13 protein-coding genes, 1 tRNA gene and 1 other annotated feature are annotated in these 12973 nt (G+C 30.7%); of the genes, 13 read left to right on the top strand and 1 reads right to left on the bottom strand.

Going from position 1 to position 12973, the window contains the following annotated elements; genetic code table 11:
• The first annotated feature begins 10 nt into the window (after positions 1-10).
• A complete protein-coding gene (ispF, locus tag M2214_RS16725) occupies positions 11-493 on the top strand; it encodes a 2-C-methyl-D-erythritol 2,4-cyclodiphosphate synthase (protein WP_305879822.1) in 483 nt (160 codons plus the stop codon).
• 38 nt (positions 494-531) lie between these two features.
• Positions 532-739, top strand: a binding site (T-box leader).
• 71 nt (positions 740-810) lie between these two features.
• Positions 811-2253: a proline--tRNA ligase gene (gene proS, locus M2214_RS16720; protein WP_248481135.1), complete on the top strand. Its 1443-nt coding sequence runs from the start codon at positions 811-813 to the stop codon at positions 2251-2253.
• A gap of 12 nt (positions 2254-2265) precedes the next feature.
• Here the strand turns inward: proS and M2214_RS16715 are convergent, their stop codons facing one another.
• Positions 2266-2697, bottom strand: coding sequence for a hypothetical protein (locus M2214_RS16715; RefSeq protein ID WP_248481134.1), 432 nt, complete (start codon positions 2695-2697; stop codon positions 2266-2268).
• 237 nt (positions 2698-2934) lie between these two features.
• Here M2214_RS16715 and M2214_RS16710 point away from each other — a divergent pair, with 237 nt between their 5' ends.
• The 11 genes from M2214_RS16710 (at position 2935) to tuf (ending at position 12953) form a co-directional block, all read left to right on the top strand.
• Positions 2935-4461: a YbaK/EbsC family protein gene (locus M2214_RS16710; protein WP_248481133.1), complete on the top strand. Its 1527-nt coding sequence runs from the start codon at positions 2935-2937 to the stop codon at positions 4459-4461.
• 38 nt (positions 4462-4499) lie between these two features.
• A complete protein-coding gene (gltX, locus tag M2214_RS16705) occupies positions 4500-5981 on the top strand; it encodes a glutamate--tRNA ligase (RefSeq protein ID WP_248481132.1) in 1482 nt (493 codons plus the stop codon).
• A 416-nt stretch (positions 5982-6397) separates the two neighbouring features.
• Positions 6398-6547, top strand: a complete 150-nt coding sequence (locus tag M2214_RS16700; protein ID WP_248481131.1) for a hypothetical protein — start codon at positions 6398-6400, stop codon at positions 6545-6547.
• Positions 6548-6676: 129 nt separating this feature from the next.
• Positions 6677-8071 (top strand): cysteine--tRNA ligase, encoded by a 1395-nt coding sequence (gene cysS / locus M2214_RS16695; RefSeq protein ID WP_248481130.1) that lies wholly within the window; start codon positions 6677-6679, stop codon positions 8069-8071.
• A 1-nt stretch (position 8072) separates the two neighbouring features.
• The gene (locus M2214_RS16690) at positions 8073-8474 is read left to right on the top strand and encodes a Mini-ribonuclease 3 (RefSeq protein ID WP_248481129.1); all 402 of its coding nucleotides are present in this window, start codon (positions 8073-8075) and stop codon (positions 8472-8474) included.
• Positions 8475-8771: 297 nt separating this feature from the next.
• On the top strand, positions 8772-9530 hold the full coding sequence (gene thyX / locus M2214_RS16685; protein WP_256466690.1) for an FAD-dependent thymidylate synthase: 759 nt from the start codon (positions 8772-8774) through the stop codon (positions 9528-9530).
• A gap of 11 nt (positions 9531-9541) precedes the next feature.
• Positions 9542-10282, top strand: a complete 741-nt coding sequence (rlmB, locus tag M2214_RS16680; protein ID WP_248481128.1) for a 23S rRNA (guanosine(2251)-2'-O)-methyltransferase RlmB — start codon at positions 9542-9544, stop codon at positions 10280-10282.
• Between the two features lies 1 nt (position 10283).
• Positions 10284-10793 (top strand): NYN domain-containing protein, encoded by a 510-nt coding sequence (locus M2214_RS16675; protein WP_248481127.1) that lies wholly within the window; start codon positions 10284-10286, stop codon positions 10791-10793.
• A gap of 107 nt (positions 10794-10900) precedes the next feature.
• A complete protein-coding gene (gene sigH / locus M2214_RS16670) occupies positions 10901-11566 on the top strand; it encodes an RNA polymerase sporulation sigma factor SigH (RefSeq protein ID WP_248481126.1) in 666 nt (221 codons plus the stop codon).
• Between the two features lie 55 nt (positions 11567-11621).
• Positions 11622-11697: transfer RNA gene (locus M2214_RS16665), tRNA-Thr, on the top strand.
• A gap of 62 nt (positions 11698-11759) precedes the next feature.
• Complete coding sequence (gene tuf / locus M2214_RS16660; protein WP_248481116.1) at positions 11760-12953, top strand: elongation factor Tu; 1194 nt, start codon at positions 11760-11762, stop codon at positions 12951-12953.
• Positions 12954-12973: the final 20 nt, after the last annotated feature.

Genomic DNA, 12973 nt, shown 5'->3' with positions numbered 1-12973 from the left:
GGATATTATGATAAGAGTAGGAATAGGATATGATGTACATAAGTTAGTGGAAGAAAGAGATCTTATTATAGGTGGTGTTAATATTCCTCATGATAAGGGGCTTTTAGGACACTCTGATGCAGATGTACTTATACATGCGATAATGGATAGTATACTTGGGGCCATGGCTCTTAAAGATATAGGCAAGCACTTTCCAGATAATGATCCTAAGTACAAAGGGGCAGATAGTATAAAATTATTAGAGTATGTAGGAGAACTTGTGAATAATAAAGGTTATAAGGTCAATAATATAGATAGTACAATAATAGCTCAAGCTCCGAAGATGGCGCCCCATATAGATACTATGAGAGAAAAAATATCAAAAGCATTAAATATAGATATAGAATCAGTAAATGTGAAGGCTACGACTGAAGAAGGGCTTGGATTTACGGGAACAAAAGAAGGTATATCTTCCCAAGCAATATGTTCATTAATATTAGTTGACAAAAAATAAATTATAATATAGAATTAATAATTAAAATTTATAATAATTTACAAACATAGAAGGAGAATAGTAGATAAATCTATCTTCACAGCGAAAAAGCTATTGGTGAGAGGCTTTTAAGAGAAATTTATTGAACCAGCTCTGGAGTTTAAGAACGTTAAAAAGTTCTTACGGAAGGACCGTTATATCCTATTAAGAGAGCAATTTATTGCTAACTAGAGTGGTACCGCGGAATATAAGTCTTTCGTCTCTAATAATAGAGATGAAAGGCTTTTTTTTATTTGATTTATATTATATCATAAAGCAGATTTGAAGGAGGAATAGAAATGAGTAAGAAAAATAAGCAATTTGTTGAAGAAATAACTCCGATGGAAGTTGACTTTCCACAATGGTACACAGACGTAATATTAAAGACAGACCTTGTTGATTATTCTCCTGTAAAAGGATTCATGGTAATAAAACCATATGGATTTGGAATATGGGAAAACATTCAAGCGTTTGCAGATAGAAGATTTAAAGAAACTGGACATAAAAACTGTTACTTCCCACTACTTATACCAGAAAGTTTATTAACAAGAGAAGCAGAGCACGTTGAAGGATTTGCTCCAGAAGTTGCATGGGTAACTCATGGAGGACATAATGAACTTGCTGAAAGACTTTGTGTTAGACCTACATCAGAGACTATAATATGCTCTATGTACTCTAAATGGTTAAAATCTTACAGAGATCTACCATACCTTTATAATCAATGGTGTTCTGTTGTAAGATGGGAAAAGACAACTAGACCGTTCCTAAGAACTTCAGAGTTCTTATGGCAAGAAGGACATACACTACATGAAACAGCTGAAGAAGCAAAAGCTGAAACTCTTCAAATGCTTAATATATACAAAGAAGTAGCAGAAGATTTACTTGCTATGCCTGTTGTATGTGGACAAAAGAGTGAAAATGAAAAATTTGCAGGTGCAGATAGCACTTATACAATAGAGGCTTTGATGCATGATGGTAAAGCACTACAATCAGGAACAAGCCATTTCTTAGGCCAGCATTTTACTAAGGCATTTGAAATACAATACTCTGATAGAGATGGAAATCTTGCTAATCCATATCATACTTCATGGGGAATATCTACAAGACTTATAGGTGGACTTATAATGGTTCATGGAGACAATAGAGGTTTAGTACTTCCTCCAAGAGTAGCACCTACACAAGTTGCTATAGTTCCAATAGCAGCACATAAAGGAAATGTTATGGAAGTTGTAGATTCAATATATGCTGATCTTAAAGGATCTATAAGAGTTGAAGTTGATGATAGACCTAACTATTCTCCAGGTTGGAAGTTCAATGAGTGGGAGATGAAGGGTGTTCCTGTAAGATTAGAAATAGGACCTAAAGATATAGAGAAAAACCAAATTACTGTCTTCAGAAGAGATACTCTTGAAAAAACTCAAATACCAATGGAAAACTTAAAAGAAAGTATAGAAAATCTATTAGATGAAATTCACGATGGATTATACAATAAAGCACTAAAACTTAGAGAAGAAAAAACTTATGTAGCTAAAAACATGGATGAATTCAAGAAAACAATAGAAGAGACTCCAGGATTTATAAAAGCTATGTGGTGTGGAGACACAGAGTGTGAACTTAAAGTTAAAGAAGAAACAGGAGCTACTATAAGATGTATGCCTTTTGAGCAAGAAGATTTAGGAGATACTTGCGTATGTTGTGGTAAAAAAGCAGAAAAAATGGCTTACTTTGCAAAAGCTTACTAAAAAAATAACGCATTATGCTTGGCATAATGCGTTATTTTTTAGTTTATATCCATTGGATTGTAACCAATCAATTGCATCGTCAAATGCGTCTATCCCACCAAAAAATGAATGATTTAAACCTATTTGTTTACATACTTCATGCATTTGAGAGTTAACTAAAGAATCATTAGAAATAATTGCGCAATCAGAAAATCCATTATCTATAGAAGTTTTTAAAAACTCTATTAGGTCATTATAGATAGAAGATACTTCATAATTGCTTAAATTGCATAATTTAGCCCAAGGTTTATCATTTCCAAGCTCATTAAAGACTATATTCTTGTAGTCATCTAAAAATCTATTAAGATCTTCATTTGTCCAAACTCCCACATTTTTTTCATATACTATTCTATTTTTTTTATCAATTAATATAGTATACATTCCCTTTGAATCTAATATCTCCATATCCAAACCTCCTTTTTATATCTATATAATCAACTTATATTACATATATTACACTATATACCACAAAAATCCTTTTTATAAAAACTAAATATATAAAAGCTGAGTTTTATTTTTTGAAATACTATATTAATCTTTTGAAATTTTGATAATATTATATATAAAGTGAAACTCAATTCAGAAGTGGTTTTTACTCTAACTGAATTTTTAGATTTAGGATAAAGTAAAGGGGGTATTATTATGAAATTAAGCTCTATATATTTAAAGACATATAAAGACTGTTTTATTGAATTTAATAATGAAAGCTCTAAACTATTACATAGATCAGGACTTATTAAATATGCAGATAGTGGGAGTTACTGTTATACGCCTTTAGGAAATATGTTTTTAGATAAAATAACAAATAACATATTAGATAATTTTAAAAACAATACAGTAATAAAAGCAAATGGGAATAAAGAAGAAATATTAAATTTATATATGAACGAATTAAAGTCATACAAAAGCCTACCTATTAATTTGACTTATTTAACGCTTAATAAAAATGCAAAATCTAGACTTAAAGATGGATTACTGAATCCAAAAAAAGAAAATATGATAAAGCTTGTAAGTATAGTAGGGGAAAATGAAATAGATACAACTATTAATAGCTTAATAAGTAGTATAGATAAATTAATAGAAGAATCAAATGTAAAATATACTAGATTGAATAATGAAAAACATAAAGGCAAATACTTCTACAACACAACTTATCCACTAAGAGAAGTATTTTTATGTGGGGAATGTGGATATGGGGACTTAAAAGAAGAAATAAAATCATATTCAGAGAAGGACTTATCCACACAAGAACCTAAAGAAATGGACTTTATACACACTCCAAATATTAAAACTATAGATGAATTAGAATCATCTTTAAATATTTCATCTAAAAAACTTATAAAAACAATACTTCTTAATATAAAGGGAAGTATAGTAGCTGTTTTATTAAGAGGAGACAGAACCATAAACAACTTATTAGTTGCAAAGCATTTTAATGTTAAAGAAAAAGATGTAAAGATGGCAAATGAAGAAGAAGTAAAAGCTGCAACCGGTGCTGAAGTTGGATTTGCAGGACCTATAGGAATAAAAGTTGACGCTGTACTTTGTGATGAAGAAGTTATTAATATAAAAAATGCAGTTATAGGAGCCAATAAAACAGACTATCATATTCAAAATGTGAATTATAAAAGAGATTTTGATATAGACTTTATAGGGAATTTCAAACTGGCTAATATAGAAGATAAATGTTTTAATTGTGGTAAAGAGATAAAGAGCTTTAGTGGTATAAATTTTATAGATATAGATACAATAAAAACAGAGTTTAAATATCTAAATTCAAATTCTAAAGAAGAAAATCTGTATATGGTTGAAACTAAATTATACTTAGATAGATTATTTTCCACTATTGTTGAAGAAAATAAAGATGAACTGGGTATAGTATGGCCAGATAATATGAGTCCTTTTGATTATCATATTATAATAGGAAACATAAAAAAAGAAAAAGAATATAATGCGGGTTCGTCTATATATGAAAGCCTAACAAAAAAAGGATACAATGTATTGCTAGATGATAGAAAAGAGAGAATAGGATTTAAATTTAAGGACTGTGAATTAATAGGTATACCAAAAACAATAGTAGTAGGTAAAGATATTGAAAATAATAGAGTTGAAATAAGAAATAGATCAACTAAAGAATCTGAAAATATAGACATAACTCAGCTTATATAATATAATCATATAGAAAATTTACATTAGGAGGGTTTTTAATGAGTGTAAAAGTTAGATTTGCACCAAGTCCAACGGGATTTGTTCATATTGGTAGTTTAAGAACGGCTTTATATAATTATTTATTTGCAAAAAAAATGGGTGGAACATACCTTTTAAGAGTCGAAGATACAGATCAAAGTAGATTAGTTGAAGGTGCTATAGAGGGAATGTTAAAAGCTATGGACTGGGCTGGAGTTAATCATACAGAAGGTGTAGTTCTTGATGAAAATGGAAACATAGCTGAAGTAGGAGAAAATGGACCATACGTTCAATCTAAGAGACTTCATATATACAAAGAATACATAAAGCAGCTTTTAGATAATGGACATGCATATTACTGCTTTTGTTCAAAAGAAAGACTTGATAAGGTTAGAGAAATACAAAAGTCTGAAGGGAAAATTCCTAAATACGATGGTATCTGTAGAGGATTATCAAAAGAAGAAGTAGAAGCAAAAATTGCAGCTGGAGAAAAATATGTTATAAGACTTAAGCTTCCAGCTAATAAAGAAATAAAGTTTAATGATATAGTAAGAGGACTTGTATCTATAAACACAGATGACTTAGATGATCAAGTATTGATGAAATCAGATGGATTCCCTACATATCACTTTGCTGTTATAGTAGATGACCACTTAATGGGAATAACTCATGTTATAAGAGGAGAAGAGTGGTTACCATCAACTCCAAAGCATGTATATATGTATGAAGCATTTGGATGGGAAGCTCCAACATTTGTTCATCTTCCAAATATATTAAATGCAGAAAGAAAGAAATTAAGTAAGAGACACGGCGATGTTGCAGTTGAAGACTTCAGAAAAAAAGGATATTTACCAGAAGGTCTTGTAAACTATGTATCATTAGTTGGATGGTCTCCAGAGGACAACAATGAAATATTTAATATGCAAGAGCTTGAAGAAGCATTCTCCTTAGAAAGAGTTTCAAAGAGCGGTGGAGTATTCGATACTGACAAGTTGAATTGGGTAAATGCACACTATATAAAGGGAGCAGACAATGAAGTCATAGCTGACATGGCTATACCTTTCTTAATAGAAGCTGGATTTATAACAGAACAAGAAGCTGATGAAAAATACGACTGGATAAAGTCAATGGTAGGAGTAGTAAAGGAAAGCTTATCTTACGTAAAAGAAATTACAACTAAAGTTGATATATTCTTTAAGGATGAATTAGAGCTTGAAGATGATGAATGCAGAGAATTTTTAAAGTTAGAGCATATACCGGCTTTAATAGATGCACTAGAAGCAAAAGTAACAGATACTGATGAAATAAGCGAAGAATTTATAAAAGCTATGTTCAAGCAAATCCAAAAAGAGCATGGAATTAAAGGTAAAAATTTATTCATGGGAACTAGAGTAATATTAACAGGACAAATGCACGGACCGGAAATGCCTTTAGTATTAACTTTACTTGGAAAAGAAAAGATACTTAATAGAATAAATCACGTAAAAAATAACATAATATAAACAAAAAAATGCTTAAGTATTTACTTAAGCATTTTTTTTGTTATAGGAAACAGGCAGTATAATGTTTAATCTGTGGATAAAGCTAATTTTTTATGTAAGAGAAGTATTTTGATTAATATATTCGCAATATTTTAGACAAATATCACGAATATATATAAAATTTATGAATATATTTAAATATAATACCTAAAATATATATGAATATCGTATTATATATAGCTGTTATCTGAAAATTTGTAAAGAATTCAAGAAAAATGTAGAAAAGTTTTCAGAAAATAAAGAAGGAATTTAGTGCCCAGAAAGATAATATTATAAATATCAACATGTGCATAAGTATGTGCATAAACTGTTAGTAATGTGTGTATCGTTATTTAATCCTGTTGATAAGTGTTTGGTTTTAAGGGGGTTTTAGTAGTATGAATAGAGACATTGAGCTTATAAAAAGCGAATTAGAATCTTTATGTAAAGATTTTGTGGATATGTTAGATAATATGAGAGATAAAGACATTATAAATGAAGAAGAATATATAGAATACACATCGAAAAAATTTGAATTTCTAAAATAATTAACTTAAAAGCCCTGAATATTTATTCAGGGCTTTTAAGTTAATTTACAATATGGTATATTTATCACATTAACTATATAAAAGTGGTATAATATTGAGAAGATTAAAAATTGTAAAGAGGTGATAAAAATGAAATTATACAATACTTTAACTAGAAAAAAAGAAGAATTTATTCCTCTAGAAGAAGGAAAAGTAAAGATGTATGTATGTGGACCTACAGTATACAACTACTTTCACATAGGAAATGCAAGACCGTTTATAATATTTGACACTTTAAGAAGATATCTTGAATATAGAGGATATGATGTAACTTATGTACAAAATTTCACAGATGTTGATGATAAAATAATAAATAAAGCTAATGAAGAAGGAATAAGTTCACTTGAGGTAGCAGATAAATATATAAAAGAATATTTTACAGATGCAGATGGACTTGGAATAAAGAGAGCTTCTATTCATCCTAGAGTTACTGATAATATAGAACAAATAATAGAATTTGTTAAAGATTTAGAGGCTAAAGGATATGCATATGCTGTAAATGGAGATGTATATTTCGATACTAAAAAGTTTGATCATTATGGAAAATTATCAAAGCAAAATATAGAAGATTTAGAAGCTGGGGCAAGAATCGAAGTTAATGATAATAAGAAAAGCCCAATGGATTTTGTTCTTTGGAAGAGTAAAAAAGAAGGAGAGCCTGGATGGATCAGTCCTTGGGGTGAAGGAAGACCGGGCTGGCATATAGAGTGTTCTGTAATGTCTAGCAGATATTTAGGAGATACTATAGATATACATGCAGGAGGTCAAGATTTAACATTCCCTCATCATGAAAATGAAATAGCTCAAACTGAAGCTAGAACTGGTAAAAAGTTTGCTAATTACTGGATACATAATGGGTATATAAATATAAATGATGAGAAAATGTCTAAGTCTAAGGGTAATTTCTTTACAGTTAGAGATATATCTGAAAAATATGATTTAGATATAGTAAGATTCTTCTTGCTAAGTGCACACTATAAAAATCCAGTTAACTTTAGTGATGAAATGCTAAAGCAAGCAGGAGCTGGTCTTGAAAGACTGTATAATACTAAGAATAATTTAGAGTTTTTAAAAGACAAGTTAGATGGAAGTATTAAGGATGAAGAAAGATCTCTTGTTAAAGAATTAGATACTTTCAGAACTAGATTTATAGAAAGTATGGATGATGATATAAATACAGCAGATGCTATAAGTGTAATATTTGAGCTTGCTAGATTTATAAACACTAACGTAGACGATAAGGCTTCTTTAGAGTTTGCTAATGAATGCTACAATATGTTTAAAGAGCTTACAGATGTTTTAAATATAGCTAATAAATCAAATGACGATAGCATAGATGAAGAAATAGAAAATCTTATAGACCAAAGAACTCAAGCTAAGAAGAATAAGGACTATCAAATGGCTGATGATATAAGACAAAAGCTGCTTGATATGGGAATAGCTATAGAAGATACAAGACAAGGTGTAAAATGGAGAAGAGTTTAATATGGAGAAAATGCAAGCTAGAAATATGTCCCCTGTAGTACTTGCTTATATGGGCGATACAGTATATGAATCTTTCGTAAGAGAACACTTGATAAACAAAAATAATATATGCAAAGTAAATGACCTTCATAAAAATGCGGTTAGGTTTGTAAAGGCAAGTGCGCAAGCTAAAGCAGTACTTACTTTAGAAGAAGAGTTAAGTGATGATGAAAGTTATATAGTAAAAAGAGGTAGAAATCAAAAATCAAATAAGGTTCCAAAAAATGCAGATACAACTGATTATAGATATGCCACTGGATTTGAGGCTTTGATTGGATATTTACATTTAATTAAAGAGCAAGATAGAGTTAACTATATAATGAGTAAGGCTGTAGAAATTATAGAAGGCGAATTAAGTATTTAAATAAAAAACCTAAGATGAATATTAAATTTGAGTAGCTACCTAGATTACGTATAAGTAAAATACAGGTAGCTACTTCTTTGATTTTATATAGGTTATCAAGACTATATATGAAAATAATGAGAATACATGAGCGTTATTTTGATACCCTGTATTTTGGTTTAATTATATATTGTACTTTAGAAAAAATAGATATGTATATTTGTATGAATTAAAATTATTAAATTTTAATATCCAATGTCAAACCGTATAATGATATAATATTTAAGATAATATTAAAAATTCAAAGGGGGATTTTTTGTGAAAGTAAAATTAATAGAGTATACACCAAATCCAGAAAAAGTAGTATCTATGGCAGCTAAGCTTTGTTATTCGCCTGTAGGAGTTAATGAAATAGAAAACGATTTAACTGATGAAAAGGTGGACAAGTTTTTAAATATGCTTATAAATATAGGACATGAATCTCCTATTGAGCATGTTAATTTTACTTTTGCTGTTGAAGGAATATCTAGAAGTTGTTCGCACCAAATTGTAAGACATCGTATAGCTTCTTTTTCTCAACAAAGTCAAAGGTATGTAACGCTTGGTAATTTTGAGTATATAATACCGCCAGAAATTGAAAGTATACCTGAGGCTAAAGAACTATTTATAGAGTCCATGGAAAAAGATCAGAAGGCATATGATGAACTTGTCGATATATTATTTGATAAACATTTTAATAATTTTATTGAAGATGGAAAAACTGAAAAAGAAGCTAAATTATTAGCTCAAAAGAAATCTATAGAGGATGCAAGATATGTATTCCCTAATGCATGTGAGACAAAAATGGTGTTTACTATGAATGCTAGAAGTTTATTCAACTTCTTTAAACATAGATGTTGTGAAAGAGCTCAATGGGAAATAAGAGAAATGGCTACATTGATGCTTAAGGAAGCTAGAAAAGCAGCTCCTATTATATTTAAAAATATAGGGCCTAATTGTATAGCTGGAGCATGTCCAGAAGGAAATATGAGCTGTGGCAAAATGAGTGAGATAAGAGAAAAATTTAAGCAGTTATAAGAGGTGATTTTGTGGTAAAAATAGAAGGAAGAAATCCTGTAATAGAAGCTTTAAAAAGTGATAGAAATATAGATAAAGTAATGATAGCAAAAGGAACAACTGAAGGGTCTATAAAGAAAATTATTGGAATGGCTAAGGATAAAGGGATAATAGTTCAGTATGTTGATAGAAAGAAGATAGATGAGATAAGTGAGTCTCACTCTCATCAAGGGGTTGTTGCCATGGGTAATGACTATAAATATTATGAATTAGAAGAAATACTTAATATAGCAAAACAAAAGAATGAAGATCCATTTATCGTAATATTAGATGAAATAACTGATCCACACAACCTAGGGTCTATAATGAGAACTGCTGATGCAGTTGGAGCTCACGGAGTTATAGTTCCAAAGAGAAGATCTGCATCTATAACACCTATTGTTGCAAAAGCTTCTGCTGGTGCTGTAGAATATGTTCCTTTATGCAAAGTAACTAATTTAGTTAGTTCTATAAAAAAATTAAAAGAGCATGGTCTTTGGATAGCAGCAGCGGATATGAATGGTCAAAATTATTATAAGCAAAACTTAACAGGACCTTTAGGTATCGTTGTAGGTAGTGAGGGATCTGGCATATCAAGACTTGTAAAAGAAAACTGCGATTTTACAGTGAAAATACCTATGGTAGGAAATGTAACATCATTAAATGCATCTGTAGCAGCATCTATAATGCTGTATGAGGCATTTAAGCAAAGAATAGAAATCAAAGAGGGATAAAGTGAAAGAATACCTTATTTTAGATGGATATAATATAATCAATGCTTGGAAAGAATTAAAAGAATTAGCTAATGAAAGCCTAGAAATAGCAAGACAAAAGCTAGCAGAAATTATGGTTGAGCATGCATCTTACAATGGAATAAAGGTTATAATAGTATTTGACGCATACTTGGTAAAAGGTTCAAGAAGTGTATTTAAAGAATATGAAAACTTAGAAATTGTTTACACAAAAGAGCACCAAACAGCCGATAGCTATATAGAAAAGCTTATAACTCAAATGAATAAGCGGGATATTATTAAAGTTGCAACTAATGATTGGGCAGAACAACAGATAATATTAGGCAAAGGAGCAACAAGGATTTCAGCAAGGGAATTAAAATTAGAAGTTGATTTTGCTAAATCAAAAATATCAAAGAAAACACTTCAGAAAAAAACAAAAAAAAATACATTAGACTCTCTCATCGATGAAGAAACGTTGTCGAAACTTGAGAAAATAAGGAGAAACCGTTGAAATAGCTTGACTCCGGTCAGAATCTTATCTATAATAATTGAAGAAAGAATATTCGAAAAATTATTTATCCTGATAAAACTGTGGTTTCCTATTGGAGGGGAGTATAAATGTTGGTTGCAAAAGAAAAAAATGATCACTATCAAAAAGAAAAACATGATTACTATCAACAAGAGATAGATCAAAGAAAAATTGTAATTAAAGCTAGTAATGGGGATACGTTAGCTTTAGAGTATTTAATAAAAAAATATAAAAATTTTGTACGATCTAAAGCTAGATCATATTTTTTAATAGGGGCAGATAAAGAAGATATAATACAAGAGGGAATGATAGGTTTATATAAAGCTATAAGAGATTTTGATGAAGATAAAACATCATCATTTAAAGCTTTTGCAGAGCTATGTATAACTAGGCAAATAATAACAGCTATAAAAACAGCAACAAGACAAAAGCATATACCTCTTAATTCATATATATCTTTAAATAAGCCTATATATGATGAAGAATCAGATAGAACTCTTTTGGATATAATTACAACAAGTGTAATAACGGACCCAGAACAATTAATAATAAGTAGAGAAGAGCTTAATAATATAGAAACTAAAATAAGTCAAATATTGAGTGGATTAGAGCTTGAAGTTTTAGAATTATACTTAAGTGGTAAATCATATCAAGAAATAGCTGATAAACTACAAAGACACGTAAAATCAATAGACAATGCACTTCAAAGAGTTAAGAGAAAACTTGAAAAATATTTAGAATCTAGAAATGATTAAAACGTATTGACTTTGCTTTTTATGAGTAGTAAAATATTTAACGAAAGTCTAGAGTGCCCATGTGGCTCAGTCGGTAGAGCGTCGCCTTGGTAAGGCGGAGGTCGGCGGTTCAAGTCCGCTCGTGGGCTCCAAAAATTTTGTTTTAAGTATGAAATGACAAATTTACTTTATAAACCTAAAGGAGGAATAAAAAATGGCAAAAGCTAAATTTGAAAGAAATAAGCCACATGTTAACATCGGAACAATAGGACACGTTGACCACGGTAAAACAACATTAACAGCAGCTATAACAAAAACATTATATGCAAGATACGAATTAGGAGAAGCAGTAGACTTTGCAAACATAGATAAAGCTCCAGAAGAAAGAGAAAGAGGAATCACAATTTCAACAGCACACGTTGAATATGAGACTCCAAACAGACACTACGCACACGTTGACTGCCCAGGACATGCTGACTACGTTAAGAACATGATCACAGGAGCAGCTCAAATGGACGGAGCAATATTAGTTTGTTCTGCAGCAGATGGTCCAATGCCTCAAACAAGAGAGCATATATTATTATCAAGACAAGTTGGTGTACCATACATAGTAGTATTCTTAAACAAATGTGATATGGTAGATGACGAAGAGTTATTAGAACTTGTTGAAATGGAAGTAAGAGACTTATTAAATGAGTACGAATTCCCAGGAGATGACACTCCAATAGTACAAGGATCAGCTCTTAAAGCATTAGAAGATCCATCAAGTGAGTGGGGAGATAGAATAGTACAATTATTCGAAGAAATAGATGCATATATCCCTGAGCCAGAAAGAGATATAGATAAGACTTTCTTAATGCCTGTAGAGGACGTATTCTCAATCACAGGAAGAGGAACAGTTGCAACTGGTAGAGTTGAAAGAGGAATCTTAAAGGTTCAAGATGAAATAGAAATAGTAGGACTTGCAGAAGAAGCAAGAAAGATCGTTTGTACAGGAGTAGAAATGTTCAGAAAGCTTCTAGATCAAGCACAAGCTGGAGATAACATCGGAGCATTATTAAGAGGTGTTCAAAGAGATGAAATCCAAAGAGGACAAGTATTAGCTAAGCCAGGATCAATAAAGCCTCATACAAAAGTAATGGCAGAGGTATACGTATTAAAGAAAGAAGAGGGAGGAAGACATACTCCATTCTTCGATGGATATAGACCTCAATTCTACTTTAGAACAACAGATGTTACAGGATCAATAAAGTTACCAGAAGGAGTAGAAATGGTAATGCCTGGAGATAACATCACAATGGAAGTTGAATTAATCGCTCCAATAGCAATGGAAGAGGGATTAAGATTCGCTATCCGTGAGGGTGGAAGAACAGTAGGAGCAGGAGTAGTTGCTTCTATAATAGAATAGTTAAAAATATAGAGAAGGAG

The organism is Tepidibacter aestuarii (genome assembly GCF_934924865.1).
Lineage (GTDB): Bacteria > Bacillota > Clostridia > Peptostreptococcales > Peptostreptococcaceae > Tepidibacter_A > Tepidibacter_A aestuarii.
This window is presented reverse-complemented; position numbering and strand designations above follow the sequence as displayed.